General features: G+C 35.1%; 19 protein-coding genes. 14 read left to right on the top strand and 5 right to left on the bottom strand.

Annotated elements, in window-relative coordinates:
* Window positions 1-51: 51 nt before the first annotated feature.
* The 3 genes from HYN56_RS10645 to HYN56_RS10635 all read left to right on the top strand — a co-directional run bounded on the left by HYN56_RS10645 (window position 52) and on the right by HYN56_RS10635 (window position 4,398).
* The gene (locus tag HYN56_RS10645; protein WP_109192145.1) at window positions 52-1,176 is read left to right on the top strand and encodes a histidine kinase; all 1,125 of its coding nucleotides are present in this window, start codon (window positions 52-54) and stop codon (window positions 1,174-1,176) included.
* Between the two features lie 250 nt (window positions 1,177-1,426).
* Window positions 1,427-3,145: an ATP-binding protein gene (locus HYN56_RS10640; protein ID WP_109192144.1), complete on the top strand. Its 1,719-nt coding sequence runs from the start codon at window positions 1,427-1,429 to the stop codon at window positions 3,143-3,145.
* A 491-nt stretch (window positions 3,146-3,636) separates the two neighbouring features.
* Window positions 3,637-4,398: a phosphatase PAP2 family protein gene (locus HYN56_RS10635; RefSeq protein WP_109192143.1), complete on the top strand. Its 762-nt coding sequence runs from the start codon at window positions 3,637-3,639 to the stop codon at window positions 4,396-4,398.
* Between the two features lie 205 nt (window positions 4,399-4,603).
* Here the strand turns inward: HYN56_RS10635 and HYN56_RS10630 are convergent, their stop codons facing one another.
* Complete coding sequence (locus tag HYN56_RS10630; RefSeq protein WP_109192142.1) at window positions 4,604-5,377, bottom strand: XRE family transcriptional regulator; 774 nt, start codon at window positions 5,375-5,377, stop codon at window positions 4,604-4,606.
* A gap of 88 nt (window positions 5,378-5,465) precedes the next feature.
* Between HYN56_RS10630 and dinB the strand changes: the two genes are divergently transcribed.
* The 7 genes from dinB (at window position 5,466) to HYN56_RS10595 (ending at window position 13,926) form a co-directional block, all read left to right on the top strand.
* Window positions 5,466-6,647 (top strand): DNA polymerase IV, encoded by a 1,182-nt coding sequence (gene dinB, locus HYN56_RS10625; protein ID WP_109192141.1) that lies wholly within the window; start codon window positions 5,466-5,468, stop codon window positions 6,645-6,647.
* Window positions 6,647-9,700, top strand: a complete 3,054-nt coding sequence (locus HYN56_RS10620; protein ID WP_109192140.1) for a DNA polymerase III subunit alpha — start codon at window positions 6,647-6,649, stop codon at window positions 9,698-9,700. Before dinB ends, HYN56_RS10620 begins: the two co-directional genes overlap by 1 nt.
* Window positions 9,701-9,809: 109 nt before the next feature.
* The gene (locus HYN56_RS10615; RefSeq protein WP_109192139.1) at window positions 9,810-11,189 is read left to right on the top strand and encodes an exonuclease domain-containing protein; all 1,380 of its coding nucleotides are present in this window, start codon (window positions 9,810-9,812) and stop codon (window positions 11,187-11,189) included.
* A gap of 40 nt (window positions 11,190-11,229) precedes the next feature.
* Complete coding sequence (locus HYN56_RS10610; RefSeq protein WP_109192138.1) at window positions 11,230-11,856, top strand: alpha-ketoglutarate-dependent dioxygenase AlkB family protein; 627 nt, start codon at window positions 11,230-11,232, stop codon at window positions 11,854-11,856.
* 157 nt (window positions 11,857-12,013) lie between these two features.
* Window positions 12,014-12,475, top strand: a complete 462-nt coding sequence (locus HYN56_RS10605) for a DUF1810 domain-containing protein (protein ID WP_109192137.1) — start codon at window positions 12,014-12,016, stop codon at window positions 12,473-12,475.
* Window positions 12,476-12,611: 136 nt separating this feature from the next.
* Complete coding sequence (locus tag HYN56_RS10600; protein WP_109194775.1) at window positions 12,612-13,013, top strand: MFS transporter; 402 nt, start codon at window positions 12,612-12,614, stop codon at window positions 13,011-13,013.
* 166 nt (window positions 13,014-13,179) lie between these two features.
* Window positions 13,180-13,926: a hypothetical protein gene (locus HYN56_RS10595; RefSeq protein WP_109192136.1), complete on the top strand. Its 747-nt coding sequence runs from the start codon at window positions 13,180-13,182 to the stop codon at window positions 13,924-13,926.
* 253 nt (window positions 13,927-14,179) lie between these two features.
* On the opposite strand, the gene HYN56_RS10590 is transcribed toward HYN56_RS10595, so the two are convergent.
* On the bottom strand, window positions 14,180-15,589 hold the full coding sequence (locus tag HYN56_RS10590) for an APC family permease (protein ID WP_109194774.1): 1,410 nt from the start codon (window positions 15,587-15,589) through the stop codon (window positions 14,180-14,182).
* A 269-nt stretch (window positions 15,590-15,858) separates the two neighbouring features.
* On the opposite strand from HYN56_RS10590, the gene HYN56_RS10585 reads away from it, so the two are divergent.
* The 4 genes from HYN56_RS10585 to HYN56_RS10570 all read left to right on the top strand — a co-directional run bounded on the left by HYN56_RS10585 (window position 15,859) and on the right by HYN56_RS10570 (window position 19,290).
* Entirely contained in the window at window positions 15,859-16,257 is a 399-nt protein-coding gene (locus HYN56_RS10585; RefSeq protein WP_109192135.1) for a DUF5958 family protein, read from the top strand.
* A gap of 97 nt (window positions 16,258-16,354) precedes the next feature.
* Window positions 16,355-17,113: a methyltransferase domain-containing protein gene (locus tag HYN56_RS10580; RefSeq protein ID WP_109192134.1), complete on the top strand. Its 759-nt coding sequence runs from the start codon at window positions 16,355-16,357 to the stop codon at window positions 17,111-17,113.
* A 379-nt stretch (window positions 17,114-17,492) separates the two neighbouring features.
* Window positions 17,493-18,917 (top strand): sensor histidine kinase, encoded by a 1,425-nt coding sequence (locus tag HYN56_RS10575; protein WP_109192133.1) that lies wholly within the window; start codon window positions 17,493-17,495, stop codon window positions 18,915-18,917.
* Window positions 18,907-19,290, top strand: coding sequence for a response regulator (locus HYN56_RS10570; RefSeq protein WP_109192132.1), 384 nt, complete (start codon window positions 18,907-18,909; stop codon window positions 19,288-19,290). Before HYN56_RS10575 ends, HYN56_RS10570 begins: the two co-directional genes overlap by 11 nt.
* A gap of 3 nt (window positions 19,291-19,293) precedes the next feature.
* On the opposite strand, the gene HYN56_RS10565 is transcribed toward HYN56_RS10570, so the two are convergent.
* The 3 genes from HYN56_RS10565 to HYN56_RS10555 all read right to left on the bottom strand — a co-directional run bounded on the left by HYN56_RS10565 (window position 19,294) and on the right by HYN56_RS10555 (window position 25,921).
* Window positions 19,294-20,460 carry a C40 family peptidase gene (locus HYN56_RS10565; RefSeq protein WP_109192131.1) on the bottom strand — a complete coding sequence of 389 codons (1,167 nt, stop codon included), beginning with the start codon at window positions 20,458-20,460 and terminating at the stop codon, window positions 19,294-19,296.
* A 299-nt stretch (window positions 20,461-20,759) separates the two neighbouring features.
* The gene (locus HYN56_RS10560) at window positions 20,760-23,024 is read right to left on the bottom strand and encodes an aconitate hydratase (RefSeq protein ID WP_109192130.1); all 2,265 of its coding nucleotides are present in this window, start codon (window positions 23,022-23,024) and stop codon (window positions 20,760-20,762) included.
* Window positions 23,025-23,149: 125 nt separating this feature from the next.
* Window positions 23,150-25,921 carry a bifunctional aconitate hydratase 2/2-methylisocitrate dehydratase gene (locus tag HYN56_RS10555; protein WP_109192129.1) on the bottom strand — a complete coding sequence of 924 codons (2,772 nt, stop codon included), beginning with the start codon at window positions 25,919-25,921 and terminating at the stop codon, window positions 23,150-23,152.
* Between the last annotated feature and the right edge of the window lie 31 nt (window positions 25,922-25,952).

Genomic DNA, 25,952 nt, shown 5'->3' with positions numbered 1-25,952 from the left:
ATCTGTGGCTTAAAAAAAACTTTGTGACTTAGCGCCTTCGTGGCAAAAAATATGGAAAACGAAAATAATAACGCACAGCATTTTCTGGATTTGATTCAGAAATCACGGAAGGGAAAGTTTAAAATCTACATTGGAATGAGCGCCGGTGTGGGCAAGACTTTTCGTATGCTTCAGGAAGCACATTCGTTATTGAAAAACGGAATCGATGTGAAAATCGGTTACATCGAAACACATATGCGGAAGGAAACGCATGAACTTTTGACTGGTCTTCCGATTATTCCGAGGCGAACTATTTTTTATAAAGGAAAACAACTTGAAGAACTCGATGTTCAGGCGATTATAAACCTTCGTCCGGAAGTTGTTATTGTAGATGAATTGGCGCATACCAACATCGAAGGAAGCAAAAACGAAAAACGCTGGCAAGATGTTCTCGAAATTCTTGACGCGGGAATTAATGTAATTTCGGCTGTCAATATTCAGCATATTGAGAGTTTAAATGAAGATGTAAAACGGATTACGAATATTGATGTTCAGGAACGAATTCCAGACAATGTTTTACGATTAGCAGATGAAGTCGTGAATATCGATTTGACATCGGAAGATTTGATTGCCCGTTTGAAAGAAGGAAAAATTTATACGGCTGATAAAATTCAGACGGCTTTAGCTAACTTTTTTAAATCGGAACAGATTCTTCAATTGCGCGAGCTGGCATTGAAAGAAGTAGCGAGTCAAGTAGTTCGAAAAGTAGAAAGTGAAGTTCCGAATCTTCATGCTTTACGACATGAAAAATTACTGGCCTGTATTAGCAGTAATGAAAAAACAGCCAAAATTATAATTAGAAAAGCGGCACGTTTAGCGAGCTATTATAATGGTTCATGGTATGTTTTGTATGTCGAAACGCCAAAAGAAAGCAGTACCAGAATCGCACTTGACAAACAAAGGCATTTAATTAATAACTTTAAACTCGCTGTGCAATTGGGTGCGGAAGTTATTAAATTGGAAAATTCAAATATTACGGATGCTATTTTAAAAACGGTAGAAGAAAAACAAATTACAACGGTATGCATCGGGAAACCGCATTTTAATTTGTTTAAAGTAATTTTGTCTACAACAATTTTCAGACGTTTGCTGAACAAATTGTCTTTATCAAATGTTGATCTTGTAATACTGTCGTGAAAAAATTTTTAAACCATATAAGTTATATAAGTTCATTTAATACGGGATGTTGAGTTTTTAACCGCAAAGAGCGCAATGATTTGCGCAAAGTTCGCTAGAGTTTTTGCTCGCCAAGTCGCAAGGGCGCAAAGTTTTTTGTCCAATCTTTGTGTGCTTTGCGAAACCTTAGCGCTCTTTGCGGTTAAAAAAAGCAACACTAATATTTCCTTATATTACTTATATGGTTCAAAAAAACTAAATGTTTTATAAAATGAGAATTAAAACCAAATTGAATCTGGGAGTTGGATTATTATTTTTAATGATCATTATACTTTCGCTGGTCAGCGGATATTCTGTTTTTTTGATCAAAGCAGATACAGAGAATATTCTAAAAGCAAATTATAATACGCTTGAATATTCCAGAAATATGATTTTGTCTTTGGATGAAATCAAAATGAATAAGGATAACAAAATTCATATTTTTAAAGAATATCTTGAAAAACAAACTCAAAATGTTACTGAACCAGGAGAAAAAGAAGCTACAGCGAATCTTGAAAAAAACTTTGCTCTTTTAGAAAAAAATGGTTCTAAGGATACTTTAAAAGCACAGATCAGACAGGATATTTTTGCGATTATGAAGTTGAATCTCGACGCCATAAAACAGAAAAGCGACATTGCCAAACATACTGCCGAAAATGCTAATTTATGGATTGCTATTGTTGGTACTTTATGCTTTTTGATTGCTTTTAATCTGTTGGTTAATCTGCCAAATAATATTGCTAATCCGATAAAAGAATTAACGCTGAGTATTAAGGAAATTGCGAATAAAAATTATTCTGAAAGAGTTCATTTTACAAGTCATAGCGAATTTGGTGATTTGGCAAAATCGTTCAATACGATGGCGCAGAAACTTCAGGAATATAACGACAGTAATTTGTATAAACTCTTTTTTGAAAAGAAACGCCTCGAAACGCTTATCAATAATATGAACGATCCTATTATTGGTTTGGATAATGAAGGAGTTGTTTTGTTTGCTAATGATGAAGCGTTGAAAATTATTGGTCTGAAACTGGAAGATGTTATCGGGAAATCGGCTTCTAATCTAGCCTTGTCGAATGATTTGATTCGTTCTTTAATTTTAAAAGAAGATTCGAATACTCCTAAAAAACAACCTTTGAAGATTTTTGCTCACGGAAAAGAAAGTTATTTCGAAAAAGAAATCCTAAATATTACCATAGTTCCAACTGGAGAGGAAAAGGAAATCAATATTGGTGATGTTATTATTCTTCGAAATATTACGCTTTTTAAAGAACTGGATTTTGCTAAAACCAATTTTATTGCCACAGTTTCGCACGAATTAAAAACTCCTATTGCGTCTATAAAATTAAGTCTTCAATTGCTTCAAAATACCAAAACTGGCGATATGAACGACGATCAGAAACAATTGGTTGAAAGCATTAAAGATGATAGTCAGCGACTGCTGAAAATTACAGGCGAATTACTTAATTTATCACAACTAGAAACTGGAAACATTCAGCTGAATATCGAAAAAAGCAATCCGCTTCAAATTGTAAATTATGCTGTTGAAGCAGTTAAAGTTCAAGCTGATCAAAAACAGATTCAGTTAATTGTTGATGCCGATGAAAACCTAACCGAAGTAAAAGCTGACAGCGAAAAAACAGGCTGGGTTTTGATCAATTATTTATCGAATGCCATCAGATATTCGTCTGAAAAAAGTACCATTCACATCAAACTTAAAAAAGAATTAAATCAAATCGTATTTCAGGTGATCGATACCGGAAAAGGAATTGACACACGATATAAAGACCGGGTTTTCGATAAATATTTTCAGGTTCCGGGAAGTCAGAAATCTGGAACGGGATTGGGCTTAGCGATTAGCAAAGAATTTATTGAAGCTCAGAATGGAAGTGTTGGTGTTGAAAGTAATTTAGGTTTGGGAAGTACGTTTTGGTTTTCGTTGAAAACTTAATTTTTTTTGTTTTGCCACAAAGGCACTAAGACGCTAAGTTTTATTTTTCAGCCACAGATTAAAAGGATTAAACAGATTTTTGAATAACTTTGTGTGTGTGTTTTCGCCACAAATTACACAAATTTTCACAAATTATATTTTAATAAAATTTATCAAAAGAGCCGTAGGCTCGAGTCATTTTGTAGGGCCGGATTTCAATCCGGTTGACACAGAGATTCTGCAATACAAAAGAACCGTAGGTTCGGTACATATTGATCGCAAATATTAATCTTCCCTATGGGACTTTTAATCATCTACATCTAATTTTCAATGGATTGAAATCCGTTGCTACAATATCAATTATTCTTATGGAATTTTTAAATAAATTTAGCCAATCTTAATCCAATTACTCTATTTAAACCCAACAAATTAAAGTTCGCTTAAGGTTCAATTAAGACCAAAATACCAGCTTTAAACATTCGTTACTATTGCAAAATATAACGACAAAAACAATGTTCCACAAAGCGGTTTCTCTGGTATTTCTATTCGGATTATTTTCTGCGAATGCACAGCAAAATGATTCGATTACTAAAATTGACAGTACTTCTCATCAACTAAAATTCAATTACAAACAATTAATCATTCCGTCGGTTTTAATTGGTTATGGCGTAATTGGTTTAGAAAGTGATCAGCTTTTGAGTTTCAATCACCAAATTAAAGATGAAGTTACTGAAGATATTGACGAGAAAGTTACCATTGATGACTTCTCTCAGTACGCACCTGCCGTATCTGTTTATGCGCTGAATGCTTTCGGTGTAAAAGGCAAAAACAATATGCGCGATCGCTCGGTCATATTGGTGACTTCATACGCCATAATGGCGACAACGGTTTTAGGCTTAAAATCGATTTCACATGTTGAAAGGCCTGACGGAAGTTCGAACAACTCCTTTCCTTCTGGACATACTGCAACTGCATTTATGGGCGCCGAATTTTTATATCAAGAATATAAAGACAAATCAATTTGGTATGGAATTGCAGGTTATGCCGTTGCTACTGGAACGGGACTTTTTAGAATCTACAATAATCGTCATTGGTTAACTGATGTCGCTGCTGGAGCGGGAATTGGGATTTTGAGTACCAAAATTGCTTATTGGATCAATCCGTATATTACTAAAAAGTTATTCAAATCATCAGCCGAAAATAAATCAACTTCTATGATAATGCCTTTTTATAATGGACAGCAATATGGATTGGGATTTGCGAAGATCTTTTAGTTTTTTTGCCACGAAGGTACTAAGGCACAAAGTTTATTTTTAAAGCCACAGATTTCACAGATTAAAAGGATTTTTCTTTGTGCTAATTTATTCGCCACGAATTCACGAATTATTTCAAATAAAAATTCGTGAATTCGTGGTGGAAAATCTAGACAAAGTAATTCAAAAATCCTTTTAATCTGTGAAATCTGTGGCAAAACTTTTTTTAGGTATTCGAAGTATTATTCTTAATTTCTCGAACTTCACGCTTTAATTCTAAAAGCAAATCTTTCATTGCTCCAGTTTCCGTCGTTTCTTGTTTTTTATCAGAACGTCCGATATTACATTCGTATTCCCAAATCTCGAGAATATCAGACGCTTTCACTTCATAATTCGGATAAAAACTATTATCTGATTCTAAAACCAAACTATTCTTTTTGTTTTTATTGAGACGTTTGTAAACCATTCCTTCAGTCTTAGTAATCAGAATATAAGTTTTACCGTCCATCACCTCTCCCAGTTTTTCCACATAACGGCCAATAATAATAGAACCATCTTCATGCGGAGGCATTGAATCTCCTTCAACGGGAAATCCACGGTGTTTTCCTGGGCCTAAAAACGGAAGTGTAATCTGCTGTAAACTTTCAATATATTCCGGATCAGCATATCCGTTGAGGTAACCTGCTTTTGCTTTTTGAGATACAATTTCGATATAATTTTCTCCAAAACTATCTACCTGGATTGGTAAAATAAGTCGGTTGCCTTCCAGTTTTATCAAATTTTGCACATCAATTTTGCGTATATCGACAGATAATATCAAATCAATACTCATGTGAAAATATAATGCAATTTTCTTTAAAATGTCATACGGTGCTTCCGAAGTTCCGTCTTCGTATTTCACGTATCTTCCTCTTGTAATACTTAGGTTTTCAGCTAATTTTTCTTGTGATATTTTATGCTTAACCCTTAGTGCTCTGATGTTGTCTGAAAATAAGGACATAATTAATTTGTTATAATTTGGAACAGCAAATATACAAAAAATTGTTATCACCTGTACTAATTTTGTTCCATACAAAAACAAAAGGAAAATGGCACGGGCAATTGTACATATGGATCTGGATACCTTTTTTGTATCCTGCGAAAGACGCACCAACTCAGAACTTAACGGAATTCCGCTTATTATAGGTGGCGGAGATCGTGGCGTTGTGGCATCTTGTTCTTATGAAGCCCGTAAATATGGTGTTCGCTCTGCAATGCCAATTCGTATGGCGTTAAAACTTTGCCCAGACGCAAAAGTGATGAAAGGCGACATGGAACTGTATTCACAACTTTCTCATGATGTTACTGAAATTCTTCAGGAAAAAGCGCCTGTTTTAGAAAAAGCCAGTGTCGATGAATTTTATCTGGATATTACCGGAATGGATAAATTTCACGGTAGTTATAAATGGACAAATGAATTGGCGCAGAAAGTTATTAAAGAAACCGGACTTCCAATTAGTTTTTCATTATCCATCAATAAAACCGTTTCTAAAATTGCGACTGGAGAAGGCAAACCTGTAGGGAATCTTCAAATTCCGGAACAAGAAGTACAAGATTTTTTAAATCCGCTTTCTATTCAGAAAATCCCGATGGTGGGAGCTGTTACTTTTCAGCTTTTGTCCCGAATTGGCGTTCGTAAAATTCAGACTTTGGCCGAAATGCCTGCTGAGGTTTTACAACAAATGATTGGTAAAAATGGTCTGGAACTTTGGAAAAAAGCGCACGGAATTGACCATACGCCAGTTGAACCTTATACCGAAAGAAAATCAATTTCGACCGAAACGACTTTCTCTCAAGATACTATCGATCTTGCCAAACTGAGAAGAATATTATTAGGAATGGTCGAAAAACTAGCGTTTCAGCTTCGTGCTGAACAATGGCTGACTTCGACTGTTACAGTCAAAATACGTTACGCCAATTTTGATACCGAAACCAAACAATGCCGGGTAGCTTATACCTCTGCCGATCATGTGCTGACGAAAAATGTAATAGAACTTTTTGAGAAAGTATATCAGCGTCGTATGCGTCTGCGCTTGATTGGTGTTCGCTTTAGCGGACTCGTGCGCGGAACCTATCAAATTGATCTTTTTGAAGACACTCAGGAAATGCTTTCACTTTATGAAGCGATGGACAAAATGAAAAGCCGTTATGGTTTTGATGCCGTAATGCGTTGCGCCGGAGCTCACTTTAAACCCAACACTAAAGACGAAATTTTAAAACGCAAGAAATAATGTATCTCAATTGTCATTCTTATCATTCTCTGCGTTACGGCACAATTCCGCTTAAGGATTTGATTGCCGAAGCCGTTTTGCATGGTATAAAAGCAATGGCATTGACCGATATTAATACCGTTACCGGAATTTACGATTTTATAAAAGCGTGTCAGGAAAAAGAAATCAAACCTTTGATTGGAATGGAATTTCGATGCAATCATGAATTCCGATATATTGGCCTCGCTAAAAATGCAGAAGGTTTAGCAGAAATGAATCGTTTTTTAACGGATTATAATTTCAGCGGAGAAACTTTGCCTTTGCGTGCTCCAAAATTCGAATCGGTTTTTGTGATTTATACTTTAGAAAATGCTCCTGAAACACTTTATGAAAATGAATTTATCGGAGTTCGCCCTGAAGAAGTTTCTAGTCTTCTGACTTCAAAACATAAAAATAAAATCTCCAAAATGGTGATTTTACAGCCTGTAACTTTTAGAAATAAAAAAGAATACAACCTGCATAAAGTGCTTCGTGCTATTGATACGAATATTATTTTATCGAAACTTACAGAAGCTGATTATTGCAAAGTTTCTGATGTGATGAAACCTGTAGAATCGATTCTACCTTTCTATGAAAAATATCCTGAAATCATTTTGAATACACAACGTATCATTGACGATTGTAATTTTCAATATGATTTTTCGGCTAAAAGAAATAAAAAATTCTATACTCAAAATCGTCAGGAAGATTTAGAAAAACTGACGGAATTAGCTTGGGAAGGATTTGAAAAACGTTACGGAAACGAAAATACTGAGGCAAAAGCCCGCGTGGAAAAAGAATTAAAAGTAATTGACGAATTAGAATTCAGCGGTTATTTTTTAATTACTTGGGATATTATTCAATATAGCAACAGCCAAGGTTTTATGCATATTGGTCGCGGAAGCGGTGCCAACAGCATCATTGCCTATTGTCTCGGAATTACCGATATCTGCCCTATTGAACTCGATCTCTATTTTGAACGTTTTCTAAACTTAAACCGAAAAACACCACCCGATTTTGATATTGATTGGAGTTGGCAGGAACGTAACACAATTTTAGAATATATTTTTGAGAAATACGGCAAAGATCATGTTGCGTTTTGCGGAACGAACGTCGAGTTTAAATACCGTTCTATTTTTAGAGAAGTCGGAAAGGTTTTTGGTCTTCCTAAAGATGAATTAGATCTTTTGGCAAAAAATCCGGAAGAACTTCATCCAACCAATAAAATTGTAAAATTGGTTCAGGAATACGGAAAAATGATGGGAAAATATCCCAATCAACGAAGCATGCATGCGTGTGGAATTCTAATTTCTGAAGAACCCATTACCAATTACACGCCTCTGGAAATGCCTCCAAAAGGTTTTCCAATCGTACTTTTTGATATGCATATTGCCGAAGATATTGGTTTTGACAAGTTTGATATTCTAAGCCAACGCGGTATTGGTCACATCGATGACAGCGTAAAACTGATTGCCAAAAACCGAGGTATAAAAGTGGATATTCGCGATACTTCAATTTCTAAAGACGAGGCTGTTTGCAATTCTTATTTGGCCAAAGGCCATACGATTGGCTGTTTTTATATCGAAAGTCCTGCTATGCGTGGTTTACTGCGTCGTTTAAATTGTGATAATTATAAAATTTTGGTCGCCGCGTCGTCTATTATTCGTCCCGGAGTAGCACAATCGGGAATGATGAAAGAGTATATTTTTCGTCATAATAATCCAACTCAGTTTGAATATTTTCATGAGGTTTTCAGAGAACATCTTGGCGAAACCTACGGCATTATGGTTTATCAGGAAGATGTAATTAAAATTGCTCAGCATTACGGCGGACTTCCCGCTCCTGATGGTGATATTCTGCGTCGTGCCATGTCAGGAAAAGGAAGATCTTTGGAAGCTTTGCAAAAAGTAAAGGATAATTTCTTTGCGAGCTGTGCTCAAAAAGGACATCCGTTACAGTTGAGTCAGGAAATTTATCGCCAGATTGAATCGTTTGCAGGATATTCTTTTTGTAAAGCGCACTCGGCTTCTTATGCGGTTGAAAGTTATCAGAGTTTGTATTTGAAAGTCAATTATCCTGTGGAATTTATGACAGCGGTAATCAACAATCAGGGTGGATTTTACAGAACCGAAGTGTATGTACACGAAGCGCGAATGTCTGGCGGAACGATTCATAATCCGTGTGTGAATAAAAGCGAATATCAAACGACTTTATATGGTACCGATATTTATTTAGGTTTTATGCACATTCAAAGTCTGGAATTTAAAATCGCTCACTTGATTGAAGAAGATCGAAATAAAAAAGGCGATTTTAGTTCTCTGGAAGATTTTATCAACCGAATTCCAATTGGAATTGAAGGCGTTAAAACTCTGATTTTTATTGATGCTTTTCGTTTTACAGGAAAAACCAAAAATCAGCTTTTGGTAACTGCCAGTCTCCTGTTGAATAATTTTAAGCCTGAAAACAGAGATTTGAAATTACTGCAAGAACCCGTTAAAGAATACAAACTTCCAACGCTGGAACGTTCTGTTTTTGAAGATGCTTTTGACGAAATCGAGCTTTTAAGTTTTCCCGTTTCATGCACTGTTTTTGATCTTCTTCAAACCAAACATCGCGGTGATGTGATGGCGAAAGATTTGGTTCAATATCATAAAAAGCAAGTCAGAATGCTGGCTTATTTGATTTCCAGAAAACACGTTCCGACCAAAAAAGGAACGATGTATTTTGGAACTTGGATCGATCATGAAGGCACTTATTTTGATACGGCACACTTTCCGGATAGTTTAGAAAAACATCCTTTTCAGGGCGGAGGCTGCTATTTGTTGTTAGGAAATGTCGAAGTCGATTATCATTTTCCAACCATTACCATAACCAAAATGGCCAAAATGCCTTTTATTCCAGATCCGCGTTATATGGATGCTAAAGATCAATACCGAACACAAAACCAGATTAAAGAAGATATAAGCCTAACACATCGAAAGCCTTATCCGCAGGGGCATGAAATTAATCTGCCGAGACATAGAATGAAGTTTTAGTACTCAGTGTTCAGTATTTAGTGTTCAGGTAAACACTGTGGCTGAACACTAAATACTGAACACTGAACACTAAAAAAAATAACTAAAGAACAACTTACGTTATATAAAGATGAAAAATACGGAATATGCTATAGTCGATATTGAAACCACAGGCGGAAATGCCAGTGGAAGTCGCATTACTGAAATTGCGATCATTATTCATGATGGTAAAAATGTGCTGGATCGTTATGAAACCCTTGTAAATCCTCAACAGGACATTCCTCCTTCTATTTTTGGATTAACAGGAATTAATAACGAAATGGTAGCCAATGCGCCAATCTTTGATGATATTTCAGAGAAAGTTCTCGAAATGCTGACAGATCGTATATTCGTAGCTCATAATGTTAATTTCGATTATTCGTTTGTGCATCATCAATTGGAACAGGCTGGTTTTAAATGGTCGGCTAAAAAGCTTTGTACTGTTCGCGCTGCGCGAAAAATCAAACCTGGATTGGGTTCTTATAGTTTAGGAAATCTTTGTAACTCTTTAAATATTGGTTTAGAAAATCGACACCGCGCCGGCGGAGATGCCGATGCTACTGCCCTACTTTTTTCTCTTTTAATGGAATGGGATGATGCAGGAGAAATTGAAAAAATGATCAAAAAAACGTCACAAGATCAACGTCTTCCTCCTAACCTTCCGCCAGATGATTTCAATAATTTACCCGACAAACCAGGTGTATATTATTTTTATAATCAGGCGAAAAAAGTGATTTATGTCGGAAAAGCGATTAATCTGAAAAAACGTGTGGCTTCTCATTTTAGCGGAAATAATATTAATCCGCAAAGACAGCATTTTTTAAGGGATATTCACGGAATTTCCTTTGAAGTCTGCGCTACCGAGCTAATGGCACTTCTTTTAGAATGCACCGAAATCAAAAAACTCTGGCCGACTTACAACAGAGCTTTAAAACGTTTTGAAGCTAAATTTGGCATTTATCAATACGAAGCTCGAAATGGTTATAAATATCTTGCCATTGGGAAAGTGAGTAAATTTCAGGTCTGTCTTCATGAATTCAGCAGTTTATATGAAGGTACTAATATTCTTAGAAGTTTGGCTGAACGATTTGAAATCGATCATCGTTTCTGTAAATATACAAGACCAGAAGAAGGAGAATTTTTCCAGAATAATAATCCACAAAGCCTGCCTGATGCTATCATGCATAATGCACAAGTCGACAATGCGATTGATTATTTGTTAAACAACAGACCCACTTTTGCCATTATCGATAAAGGAAAATCAAAAGAAGAACGCAGCTGTGTCTGGATCGAAAATGGGCATTTTTATGGAATGGGATATCTTCCTTCCGATGTTTCGATTCACGAACCTTCAGACGTAAAAAATTATGTGACGCCTTATAAAAGCAATCAATACATCGAGCAGCTGATTTTTTCTTATGCAGAAAAACATCCTCGAAAAGTATTCTTTAAAAAGCAGTTTTTAGACTAAAATTAAATTTGAGAAAAATAGAGCTGTAAAAATTAAAATTATGACACTATTTAGCGACACCGAATTATTTACTACCGGACAAGCTGGCAAAAAAATATTTGACCTGCCAGACTGCGAATTGATTTTAATCGAAAATTTCTTTAGTAAAGAAGAATCTGATACTTTCTATGAAAGAATCCTTCGCAAAACCAAATGGAGAGAATATGAAATGGAGGTTTACGATAAAACTTATACCGTTCCCCGAATGATTGCCTGGTATGAAGATAAAGACAATGAAGGAGCAGATCCAAAAGGTCCAGACTGGACGTATGAATTATTAAAAATCAGAAGTCGTGTGGAGAAAGAAACCCAGCTTGATTTTAACAGCCTTCTGTTAAATTTATACCGAAACGGCAAAGATGGTGTAGGCTGGCACAGCGACCGGGAAGACAAGTCTGGGAAAGATCCAATTATCGCTTCAGTGACTTTCGGAGAAACCAGAATGTTTAAACTTCGTCATAAGTTTAGAAAAGATATTCCGTTGGTCGAAATACCTCTTCATCACGGCTCTTTCTTACTAATGGCGGGAACTACAAATAGTTTTTGGCAACATCATGTTCCCAAAACCGCTCGCAAAGTTTTGCCCAGAATAAATTTAACTTTTAGACAAACGCAACGTAATGCGTAAGTCATTAGGAACTAAAAACTAGCTGATTTATTAGCTCAATCCCGACGAGGAAAATTCTGTCGAAAAAAGTTAAATTACTGATTGTATGAACGTTTTATTAGGCTGAACCCTCCTTTTTTACTATTTTTGCAAACTTTTAAAAAAATATAATACCATAATGGCTTATTCAAACAACGATTTAGCACGCTTCTTAGATGCCCAAAACAAACTTTATCTTACTGCCCTTTCTGAAATCGGAAAAGGCAAAAAAGAGACGCATTGGATGTGGTTTATTTTTCCTCAAATTAAAGGTTTAGGAAAAAGCGATACAGCAAATCTTTATGCCATTAACGATTTAAAAGAAGCTTCAGATTATTTAGAACATCCAATTTTAGGAAAACATTTAATTGAAATTTCAGAATTGTTATTAACCTTTAAAATGAAATCGGCTGACGGAATTTTTGGCGACTTAGATGCCCGAAAATTACGTTCCTGTATGACTTTGTTTTCTTTAGTAGAAAATGCAAATCCAATATTTCTGGAAGTTTTGGAAGCTTTTTTCTCTGGAGAATCAGATCCACTTACCATATCAATTATTAATTCAACTATAGAATCATCTCTTGAGCCTGCTATTGTATAAATTACAGTCTCATCGATTTTAACATTCTAACACTGCCTAACCGCAGTGTTTTTTTGTTTTAAAACTCAGCTGCCCGAATGTAAACCTTTATATTTGTATAAGTTTGATCTTAATTATCAAAAAAAACAATAAAATTATGAGTGAAAAAATCAAGACCTTACAAATTATTCATCTTGCCATTTGCGCAGGAACTCTGGCCGCTTATTTTTTTCTGGTAGAATTTTCTATAAAAACATTAGACATCCCAAATATAGATTCATCTTCAGCTATTTATATACTAATACCTGTATCAGCTTATATCCTGAGTACATTTTTATTTAAATCTCAGCTAAAACAAATTGACCCTAAATTAAAATTAGAAGAAAAAATGCCTGTTTATCAGGCTGCTTCTATTATGCGCTGGGCCGTTTTGGAAGGAGCCGCGTTTTTAATTTTATTTGTAAAACCAGACTTCGTATTATTTGGAATTCTAATCATAATTTATCTTATTTTTTTAAGACCAACGGAAGAAAGAATTAATAATGATTTAAGCTTATGATACACTAATTACATCAGCGAAATTTCAATAAATAAAATTCAATTTACGATATATAACATCTTGTTTAAATTTAAAAAAGCTCTAAAACCCTTGTTTTTAGGGCTGTTTTCGTATGTGGCATGTCTATTGTTTTCTTAAAGGCAATTAACATTAAACCATACGAATTATGAAAAAATCAATATTCATTTTATGCATCATCTTTGTTAACTGCACTATTTCAAAAGCCTGTGATAAATGCGGTACTTATAACAACAGTGACTTTAAAATAAAATCTGCCTCTATAACTCACAAAGCCGATTTGGGAATTACAGTCTGGGATATAAAAGTTGAAGGAACGGCAGGAAATACTACACCAAAACCCGTGGGACAGCTAAACGGAGCTCCCGTTTTGGCTTATGTTTTTCCCACAACTTTAAAATCGTCTGATATTGGTTTCGGGCAGGTCGAAGGAATTGTAGCTTTGGGATTAACCTCACATCCCGATTTTGAAGACACGCCATTGTGGGATGAAAATCTGGACGGAAATTACCTTAATGATGGTTTAGTCTGGCATGCCCACTGGGTTCTACTGGTAGAAGACAAACGTGTTGGCGGCGGACTATCGGTTAAAGAATTTGCAAAAGAAGATCCAAATGTTGTGCTTCCTCCAACAAATCCAGGAATGACAATGTATATGGACAGTCCGGGTTTTAATATCGCTACCAAAGGAAACTCTATAAAAGTTATTGTTCCAAATTTCCGAATTAATAACAAAACCAATTTCAAATTTGATGCTGTAACCTGTTATATGGAAGTCAATACAGGAACAGGAGGTTCACATGATGGCGAAGGTACCAAACCAATGTTAGGGGTTTACAAGGTTTACAACGTTGCCAGTGGCAATCTTTCACTTCCTTATTCTGTTAAAAATTAAAAACATATTATATAAGCCCAAAGATTAACGGATTATTTAGGCAATTTAACTAATTCGCGTAGTTAAAAAAATCAGCACAATCCTTTTTAATTAGTTTAATCTGCGGGCTATTTTTAAAATATTTCCTTAAGTTTCCCTGAGATATAATAATTAATTTTGGTTAGACATTTGTTTCAAAAAAAGCGCCTTGAAAAATAATCAAGGCGCTTTTTTTATTTCATAAAGTTCTTAGACTTCAACATGAAACAAAAAACTATTCTTTAGGTTTCGTTACATAATAAACCGGAATACCTGTCAGCATAATTAAAACTCCCCATCCGCAGGTTGAGAATTTTGTGATTAATAAAGAAATACAAATTGCTGAAGCCGTAATAATATAAAGCATTGGTAAAAACGGATAGCCAAAAGCTTTATAAGGTCTTTCAACATCTGGCATTTTTTTGCGTAAAATAAAAATTCCGTAAATCGTCAAAATGTAGAAAATCAGAACTATTATGATGACAAAGTCTAGCAAATCACCATATTTCCCTGTAAGACATAAAGCCGAAGCCCAGATACATTGTGCCCAAAGTGCCCATGCAGGGACACTTGATTCGTTTAAAACTGCTGCTTTTTTAAAGAACAACCCATCTTTTGCCATTGTGTAATAAACTCTCGCTCCTGCCATAATTAATCCGTTATTGCAGGCAAAAGTCGAAATCATAATCATTATGGCGATAATTAGTGTTCCAATATTTCCAAAAATATATTGTGCCGCCACCACAGCAATACGATCAGATTTTGCTGTCGCTATTTCATCAAAAGGAACAACTGCCAAATACATAATATTCGTTAAAACATAAATTATGGTTACAATAAAAGTTCCCAAAAACAGACTCAAACCAACATTACGTTTTGGATTTTTAATTTCACCGGCAATAAAAGTAACACCATTCCAGGCATCACTTGAGAACAAGGATCCTACCATCGCTGCCGAAATTCCGGAAATCAGAGCCGTTCCACCAATTGGAAGCCAGGAACCACTTTCTTTATCAAATGCACGAGTGCTCCATCCGTCCGCCCAATTAGCATCCCAGATAGAAGCTTTTGCGCCAAGCGTTAATCCAAAAACTACAAGTCCAAGCAAAGACAAAATTTTAATGATTGTTAAAACCGTCTGTAAAATTTTACCATCCTTTACACCGCGACTATTAATATAACTCAATAAAATAATGGTAAAAATAGAGACTAACTGTGCTGCATTGAGCTTAAAAGAACCTAATTCGTATAATATATTTTCATCACTAAAAGGTTCATACAAGTAGGCTGCAAACTTTGAAAAAGCCACTCCAACAGCTGCAATTGTTCCGGTTTGGATTACGGCAAAAAAGCTCCATCCGTACAAAAACGCAATGAGTTTGTTATACGCTTCTTTTAAATAAACATACTGTCCTCCAGCTTTTGGAAACATAGCGCTCAACTCGCCATAACTCACTGCGGCGATAATGGTAATTAATCCTGAAATTAGCCAAATGAGCGTCAGCCATCCAGCCGATCCTACTTGCCGTGCTATGTCGGCACTCACAATGAATATCCCGGATCCAATCATAGAACCTACTACAAGCATGGTTCCGTCTAATAATCCGAGTTCTCTTTTAAAATGTTCCTGGTCGTTTTCTTGCATTTTTATTGGTTTAGGGTTGGTTAAAGATATACTTTTTTTAGAAACTTCAAATCTTGAAATTCCAAATTCCAATTGGCAGCAAGAATGTCTAATCTCTTTTTAAACAAACAATAAAAACAATATGGGCGTATCCCTCCGGGTCGGGCTATCCACTATATCTTTTATGGCGAACCCCGCCATAAAAGGATGCCGTTTCTATCCCTTACGCAAATCCGTTTTCATAAGAAGTTTTCAAGAAATCATTTAATCTAAAGTTTTATTTTTATCCAATGGAAAAGCACGAATTATTAATCAATCAAATTGCACAAGACAAAATTGACTTCGATTTTGGAGCTCAATTATTATTAGATAAAAATCATTCTTTCGAACAACTTTTCAAAACGCTTCATTTTTATATTCTCAATTCTATTCCAGACAAAATAGATTATAATTCAGAAACTTATCAAACGGCATTAAATACAATCCCATTAAAACCAACTTATACTCCTATTGTAATTCTTCAACGTTTTCCAACAAAAATTGCATTCAAGAAATTAGCTTCTCTTCCTTCAAATGAAAGTCAAAAAATAATAATTTCATTGCTTTGGATTTTTAAAATTACTGACACAGAAAGAAGAAATACCGAATGTAAAAATGGCTGTGATCACTTTTGGCATGAACTTGATTAAGATTGTATTGTAACAGAAACTTTCATGCAATAAAACAATAATTTTTATTATTTTTTAAACGTTAAAGTTTTTTTTAACTTTAAATAAAAACAATACTATGACCTGGGATCCAAAAAAATACAACGAATTTAAAGATGAACGTTCAAAACCTTTTGAAGATTTATCAAGTCATATTATCGACAAACCCAACCTAAAAGTTATTGACTTGGGTTGTGGAACTGGTGAACTCACCCAAAAATTATCCGAAAAATTAACCAATCCAAGTGTTCTTGGCATCGATAACTCAGCTGAAATGCTGGCCAAAGCTCCTATCCAAAAAAATCTCCTTTTTGAAGAAAAACCTATTTTGGAACAATTGAATGATTCAACCAAATGGGATCTTATTTTTTCTAATGCAGCTTTACAGTGGATCGATAATCATTATGAACTTTTTCCTAAAATTATTTCCTGTCTTAATTCAGGTGGACAATTGGCAGTTCAAATGCCTCAGCAAAATGAAAATATCCTCAATAAAATACTTTTAAACTTAGTACAGGAGCAACCTTTTGCTTCGTATCTAAATAATTGGACAAGACCTTCACCAGTTCTGACTTTGGATGAATATGCTAAAATCCTTTTTGAAAATGGCGGAAAGGATTTAGTTATATACGAAAAAGTATATCCTATTATTTCTACCGCTCAAAATGACTTTTTTGATTTTATTTCCGGCTCCGCTTTAACCGTTTATCAAGAGCGCTTAAAAGAAAACGAATTTGAAGAATTAACTACTGAATTCAAAAAAAGAATAAACACTTATTTCCCAAATATCCCTGCTATTTATGCTTTTAGAAGATTGATTATTTATGCCAAATTTTAATGTGTTAATTGATATACAGGAAGCTGATCTTCTTTTCTTTACTTTCCGTTTTTTCTCTCTTATTCACTTTTAAATTGAGGAATTCAAAATCTAATTTCACTCAAATAAAAGGCATAAAAAACATAAATAACTACCAGACAACACGTTAAACAAAAAAGAATCCGTTTGAAAAATTTTCAATTTCAACTTATTTTTTTGTAAAACTTATAAGATAAATTTCACTATATTTGAGAGAATCATTCCAAATCTATTTTTTAAGCGCCGATAATTTTAACAAGTGTTTAATTTAACACGAAATAGTCTTTCCCAAATAAGATTGTTTTCAAATTGTAAAAAACACGTAAAGACACTTTATTATTAACCTACTAATTATAAGATTATGTCTAAGTTACAAGCTTTAAAAAACTTTCGTTTTCCGAATGTTTTCATTCTTATTCTAATCGTTTTTATTTCCTGCGCACTACTCATCTGCATCAATTTTTTTACCATTAAAATTCTATCGGCAAACAGAGCTTATGTTAATGGAGAATCTCATTATTCTAAAGGTCAAAAAGATGCTTCAAGACATCTAATAAGTTATTTATATACTCAAAATCCAAATCAGTGGAAATCATTTCTTGAGGAAATAAAAGTACCTCAGGGAGATGGAATTGCACGTATAACACTGCTAAAAGCAGGAGATAATCAAGTGGCCAGAAATGGATTTTTAACTGGCCGAAATCATGAAGACGATCTCGATGATGTAATCTGGCTTTTTGACAACTTCAAAAATGTTTCTTTTTTATCTAAGGCAATTGACGAATGGGGAAAAGGCGACAAACTGATTTTTAAACTTTTTGTTATTGGTCAGCAAATTGATGCTAAAATAAAACGTGAAATCTTAACCGGCACAGATCAGAAAAGATTCATGAAAGAAATTAGTGTAATTAGTGACCGGCTAACTATCAATGAAAGAAATTTTTCGAATACGTTAGGAGAAGGAACCCGAAAAATTAAAGACCTACTAATCATTACCAACATCTTCTTTATTTTGGTTATAATCTGCAGTGTCTGTTTGTATTATTCTATTATGGTTAAGAGACTTCTTGTTTCCAAAAAAGAAACTGAAGTTAAGAACGAAAATTTAATAATTGTAAACAAAGAGCTGGATCGTTTTGTTTACAGTGCATCACACGATTTAAGATCTCCAATCACTTCCCTAAAAGGTCTGATTGAAATTACAGCACTAGAAGATGATGTAAATCAGGTTCGCAATTATTTGCAAATGATGCATCATAGTCTGGCTCGTCAGGATCAATTTATCAGTGACATCATTGATTATTCTAAAAACAAAAGAAAAGAAGTGATCATGGAACCCGTTAGTCTTAAAGAACTGTTTAACGAAGCTATTCTACAATTGATGCACATTGAAAATGCAAATAAAATAAAATTCACTCAGGAGCTTCAGATAGATCAAATTAAAAGCGATGGTCTTCGCCTAAAAATTATCATTAACAACCTGATTTCAAATGCCATAAAATATGCAGACAGCAGCAAACAAGAAATGTTCATAACCATAAAAACCTATTTGAGTGAAGGTTCAAATAAAATTGAAGTCACTGATAATGGAATTGGAATTCACGACGAACATAAAGAAAACATTTTTGACATGTATTTTGGAACTAACAAAAATAAAGGTTCGGGATTAGGATTATATATTGTAAAAGAAGCTGTTGAAAACATTAAAGGCGATATTACTGTTTTTTCAGAAAGTAATATCGGAAGTAAATTTATTGTAACCATACCAAACTCACATGCCGTTTAGATCTCAATTCATCATAATAGAAGACAACCTGATTGATCAGTTTGTTACTAAAAAATTACTTAAAAAAGGATTAGACATTAATCCGCTTTATATTGCCAATAACGGAAAAGAAGGCATAGACTGGCTGGTAAAGAATCCCAATCATCATTCCCTGATCATTCTTTTAGACATTCAAATGCCCATTATGAATGGTTTTGAGTTTTTAGATGAATTCGACAGGCTTCCGGAAAATGTAAAAAACAGAATTGAAATTTTTGTACTCTCTTCTACTTTGGATAGTGATGAAATTAAGAAAATAAGAGAAAACAAATATGTCTCTGATTTCTGGAACAAGCCTTTTAGACTGGAATTATTGCAAAAAACTTTTGTTTAAAAATTATTCTAAAACACGATTTACCTGAGAAAATGATCTGGTATAATACGGCTCTTTTGTAGAAGAAATCATTACGCCTCCGTGTGTAGATGAATGTACGAATTTAATTTCGCCATCGATATTTTCAACCACCATACCAACATGGTTTATATGGCGTCTTCCATTGGTTTTAAAGAAAATTAAATCGCCTTTTTGAGCTTCATCTGAAGCTACTTTTGTTCCTATTCGGGATTGTTCAATTGAACTTCTTGGTAATTTAATGTCGAAGTTACCAAAAGTACAAAACATTAATCCTGAACAGTCAAAACCTGCTTTTGTAGTTCCACCGGAACGGTAACGCGTTCCAATATTTTCAGTTGCACTTGCTATAAGCTGATCTATTAAATCTGAGTGAGCTCCTGTTGGTATTCTCACAGAAGTAGAATCTTTTTTTATTTCCGGTGCCATTTCTGCTATTTGAGTTGAAGAAGAAATAGCTGTTTCAGTATTTATTTTTCCTGTTTGCGCCGCTTGAATTGCATCGGCTTTTTCTTTTGGAACACGAATTTTCAAAAGATATCCAATAGGCATTTTTCTTTTAATTGAAGGATTCTGACGTTCTAATTCTGCAACAGAAACTCCATATTCCTTAGAAATTCCATATTTTGTTTCTTTTGCTTTAACTTCTCTAAACAACTCTACATCGGTTGGAACAATTTCCGGCACACTTTGTTGATTTGATTTGTCAGCAATAGAAACATCTTTAGAAGGAATTGCAATTTGTTGTCCTATTTTTAATCCTTCTGTTTCTAAAAGCGGATTTGCTTTCTTTAAATCATCAACAGAAACATTATATTTTTTTGAAATTCCCCAAAGCGTTTCTTTGGCAGCTACTTCGTGTGTTCCGGAAGAAATAGCATTAGAAGGATTACTATTTACAGCAAGTTCTGCCGATTTAGTTTTTGCTTTTGAAGTGCTTTTGTTTTTATTAGGAATTAAAAGTACAGAATTTAATTTCAGGATTTTTGGAGCGTTTGGATTCGCATCTGCAATATCTTTTACTTTTACTCCGTATTTTTTAGCAATAACAGAAAGGTTTTCTCCTTGTGAAATTTTGTGTTTTACGAAATTCTCTTGTGCAAAAGCTCCAAAACTAAAAAAAAACAATACTATTATTAACCGATAAACCATATTTCCTGAATTACATTTTTATTACTATTTCAAGAGCTCAAAACATTAATTTTTAAACTCGAAAAAATCATTTTTATTACGTGCATGGCGAATTTAACTTTTTAAAGTAAAAAAACCTCGATTTTTAACAACAAATTTTCCTCAAAAGCTCAAATTTAAAGCTTAGTTAATATCCAAAAAAGCTTTTGAACTGAAATTCAAAAGCTTATAATTAAAGGTAAATTTTCTCTCAAAATTGCTCTAAAACAAAAAAACGCCCTGTTTCCACAGAGCGTTTTTAGTATCATTAAATTTTAAAATTAAGCTTTTCCTGCTGCAATTAAGTTTAATGCAGAACCTGCAACAAACCATCCGATTTGTCCGGCATTATAAGTATGGTTTGCCAAGATAATATCTTTTGTACCATTTGCATGAACAAACTCTAATGTTAATGGTTTTCCCGGAGCGAATTCAGTTAAATCTAAGAAATTGATTGTATCATCTTCCTGAATTTTATCATAATCTGCTTCATTTGCAAAAGTTAATCCTAAAAGACCTTGTTTTTTAAGGTTGGTTTCATGGATACGGGCGAAAGATTTCACCAATACCGCTTTCACTCCTAAGAAACGAGGTTCCATAGCCGCATGTTCACGAGAAGAACCTTCACCATAGTTATGATCTCCCACAACAATAGAAGGAACTCCGGCTGCTTTGTAAGCACGAGCCACAGCAGGAACAGCATCGTATTGACCTGTCAATTGATTTTTAACAGAATTTGTTTTTTGGTTATAAGCATTCACGGCACCAATCAGCATATTATTTGAAATATTATCTAAATGTCCACGGAAACGCAACCAAGGCCCAGCCATAGAAATATGATCGGTTGTACATTTTCCAAATGCCTTGATTAATAATTTAGCGCCAGTAATGTTTTTACCATCCCAAGCATCAAATGGAGCTAATAACTGCAAACGCTCTGATGTTGGATTTACCACTACCTGAACTCCTGAACCGTCTTCTGCCGGAGCCTGGAATCCCGGATCTTCGGCATAGAAACCTTTTTCAGGAAGTTCGTCTCCCGTTGGCGCATCCAGCATTACTTCTTCTCCATCTTCATTGATTAATTTATCTGTTAATGGATTAAAACCTAAATCACCCGCAATTGCCATCGCTGTTACTAATTCCGGAGAACCAACAAAAGCTAATGTATTAGGGTTACCATCTGCACGTTTTGAGAAATTACGGTTAAAAGAGTGAACGATTGTATTTCTCTCCTCTTTTTCTGCCCCTTCTCTATCCCACATACCAATACACGGTCCGCAGGCATTAGCAAAAACGGTTGCCCCAATTTTATGGAATGTATCAATAAATCCGTCTCTTTCAATTGTAGAACGAACTACTTCAGAACCTGGCGTAATAGTGAATTCTGCTTTTGTTTTTAAATTTTTAGCCGCAACTTGTCTTGCCAAAGAAGCTGCACGAGAAATATCTTCGTAAGATGAATTAGTACAAGAACCAATTAATCCTACCTGAATTTGTAATGGCCAGTTATTTTTGATTGCCTCGTCTTTCATTTTAGAAATCGGAGTAGCTAAATCCGGAGTAAAAGGTCCGTTTAAATGCGGTTCTAATTCAGATAAGTTAATCTCAATAACCTGATCAAAATATTGTTCCGGATTTGCATAGACTTCCGGATCTCCTGTCAAATATGGAGCAATTTTATCGGCAGCATCTGCAACATCTGCCCTATTTGTAGAACGCAGGTAACGTCCCATAGAAGCATCATAACCAAAAGTTGAAGTTGTAGCTCCAATTTCAGCACCCATATTACAAATTGTTCCTTTTCCGGTACAAGACATTGCTGTAGCACCTTCTCCAAAATATTCAACAATAGCTCCAGTACCACCTTTTACAGTAAGAATACCGGCAACTTTAAGAATAACATCTTTAGGAGCTGTCCAGCCTGATAATTTACCCGTTAATTTAACTCCAATTAATTTAGGAAATTTAAGTTCCCATGCCATTCCGGACATTACGTCTACGGCATCGGCACCACCAACTCCAATTGCAACCATTCCTAAACCTCCTGCATTTACAGTATGTGAATCGGTACCAATCATCATTCCGCCAGGGAAAGCGTAATTTTCAAGTACTACCTGATGGATAATTCCGGCTCCCGGTTTCCAGAAACCAATTCCGTATTTATTAGAAACAGACGAAAGAAAATCAAAAACTTCATTACTCTGTGTTTTTGCTCTTGCCAAATCGGTTGCAGCATCAATTTTTGCCTGAATTAAGTGATCACAGTGCACTGTTGTTGGAACGGCAACTTTTGACTTTCCGGCGTGCATAAACTGCAATAATGCCATTTGAGCCGTTGCATCCTGACATGCAACACGGTCTGGTGCAAAATCAACATAATCTACACCTCTTTTAAATACCTGAGACGGTGTTCCGTTCCAAAGGTGATTGTATAAAATTTTCTCTGTTAGGGTAAGCGGACGACCAACAAGCTCTCGCGCTTTATCCACACGAGACGGCATGTTCTCATACACTTTTTTAATCATTTCAATATCAAAAGCCATAAGTCCTGTAATTTGTTTGTTTTCTGTTTTTTTTTGAACTTTCTAAGTTACAAAAAATAGAGGAGCTATAAAAGAAAAAGCCCGAGTTTATCGCTCGGGCTTTTGATATATTAATAATCGTAAGATTACATTACCAATGATTTGTTCGAAGGCGCAAACTTAGTTAAGTTAATACCATCAACTGCAGCTGTATACTCTTCAATAGTAGGAGTTCTTCCTAAAATTGTAGACAATACCACAACCGGAGTAGAAGAAAGAAGAGACTCTCCTTTTTTACCTTCTTTGTCTTCTACAACTCTTCCCTGGAAAAGACGAGTAGAAGTTGCCATTACTGTATCTCCTTTTGCAGCTTTTTCCTGGTTCCCCATACAAAGGTTACAACCCGGACGCTCTAAATACAACATGTTTTCGTATTCAGTACGTGCTGCACCTTTTGGAGCGTCATCGTTAAATTCGAAACCAGAATATTTTTGTAAAACTTCCCAGTCGCCTTCAGCTTTAAGCTCATCAACAATATTGTATGTTGGAGGAGCTACTACAAGCGGCGCTTTAAACTCTACTTTTCCTGTTTGTGCTTCAACATTTTTCAACATTTGTGCAAGGATTTTCATATCTCCTTTGTGAACCATACAAGAACCAATAAATCCAAGATCTACTTTTTTATCTCCTCCGTAGAAAGATAATGGTCTAATGGTATCGTGAGTATATCGTTTAGAAACGTCAGCATTGTTTACGTCTGGATCGGCAATCATTGGTTCAGCGATTTGATCTAAATCAACAACAACTTCAGCATAATATTTAGCATTTGCATCTGGAGTTAATGCAGGTTTTTCAGAAGTTTTAATTTCTGTAATTCTCTTATCTGCTTTGTTGATTAGTCCCTGAAGAACGTGTTTATCGTTATCCATTCCTTTGTCGATCATAATCTGGATTCTGCCTTTTGCAATTTCCAATGATTCGATCAAAGTATCATCTTCAGAAATACAGATAGAAGCCTTAGCTTTCATCTCTGCAGTCCAGTCTGTAAATGTAAACGCCTGATCAGCAGTTAGCGTTCCAATATGAACCTCGATAATTCTTCCCTGGAATACATTTTCTCCTCCAAATTGGTGAAGCATTTGAGCCTGAGTAGCATGAACCACATCACGGAAGTCCATGTATCCTTTCATATCTCCTTTGAAAGTCACTTTTACAGATTCCGGAATTGGCATAGAAGCCTCTCCAGTAGCCAATGCAAGAGCAACAGTTCCAGAGTCAGCACCAAAAGCAACTCCTTTTGACATTCTTGTATGAGAGTCACCACCAATAATGATAGCCCACTCATCGATAGTAATATCGTTAAGTACTTTGTGGATTACGTCAGTCATTGAATGATAAACGCCTTTCGGGTCACGAGCTGTAATCAAACCGAAATCGTTCATGAATTTCATCAATTTAGGAATGTTAGCCTGCGCTTTTTTATCCCAAACCGAAGCAGTGTGACAACCTGATTGATAAGCACCGTCAACAATTGGCGAAATTACTGTAGCCGCCATTGATTCTAATTCCTGAGCCGTCATCAGACCTGTAGTATCCTGAGAACCTACAATGTTTACTTCAACACGAACGTCAGAACCTGCATGCAATACTTTTCCCGGAGTTGTTCCTACTGCATTTCTGTTAAAGATTTTCTCAACCGCAGTAAGACCTTGTCCTTCTATAGAAACTTCTTTTGATGGAGCAAATACAACTGGAGCTGTAACTCCTAAAGTTTTTGCTGCAAATGTTTGTAATTTTTTACCAAATACGATAGCGTAAGACCCACCAGCTTTGATAAATTCCATTTTTTGAGGAGTAAAAGCTTTAGAAATGTCGATTAATTCCTGATCGCCATTATATAATTTTTTCTCTTTAATATTGATAGTCAAAACTGTTCCTGTAGCAACAGAATAAGCTTGCTCTAAAATTGGCTCGTCATTTTCGTTACGAACAACATTACCATTAGCATCTACTTTTTTAACCCAGTTTTTAAGATCTAATCCAATACCTCCAGTTACATCAACTGTTGTTAAGAAAATTGGAGAGATTCCGTTTGTTCCTCCAACAATTGGAGCAATATTTACGAATGGAATATAAGGACTTGCTTGTTTTCCTGTCCAAAGCGCCACGTTATTTACACCTGACATTCTGGAAGAACCAACACCCATTGTTCCTTTTTCAGCGATTAACATCACACTTTTATCAGGATGTTGTGCTTGTAGATCTCTAATTTCCTGTTGTGCCTGAGGCGTAATCATACATTGCCCGTGAAGTTCACGATCTGAACGAGAGTGCGCCTGATTTCCAGGAGAAAGTAAATCTGTTGAGATATCTCCTTCACCAGCGATAAAAGTAACTACTTTAATTTCGTCAGCTACTTCCGGTAATTTTGTAAAGAATTCTGCCTGAGCATAGCTTTCAAGAATATCTTTAGCAATTTCATTATTGTTTTTGAATGCCTCTACCAAACGATCTGTATCTGCTTCGTAAAGGAAAACTTGTGTTTTAAGTACTTTCGCAGCTTCTTTTGCAATAGCCACATCATTACCTAAAGCTAAATCCAGTAAAACTTCGATAGAAGGTCCACCTTTCATATGTGATAATAATTCGAAAGCAAAAGCTGGAGTAATTTCTTTTACCACAGATTGCCCAAGAATAATCTCTTTTAAAAATTTTGCTTTTTCACCAGCCGCACTAGTAGTACCTGGCAATGTATTGTAAATAAAAAACTTAAGAGAATCTTCTCTGTATTCGTTATCTAAATCTTTGATTTGTGAAATGATTTCGCTTACTAATTCAGCGCCATCAATTGGCTTCGGATGAAGACCTAAGGCTTTTCTTTCTTCAATTTCTTGAATGTAATCTTTGTAAGTATTCATAATTAAGTAGAAGTATTTTTTTTGTACGCAA

Source organism: Flavobacterium crocinum (assembly GCF_003122385.1).
GTDB classification, from domain to species: domain Bacteria; phylum Bacteroidota; class Bacteroidia; order Flavobacteriales; family Flavobacteriaceae; genus Flavobacterium; species Flavobacterium crocinum.
This window is presented reverse-complemented; position numbering and strand designations above follow the sequence as displayed.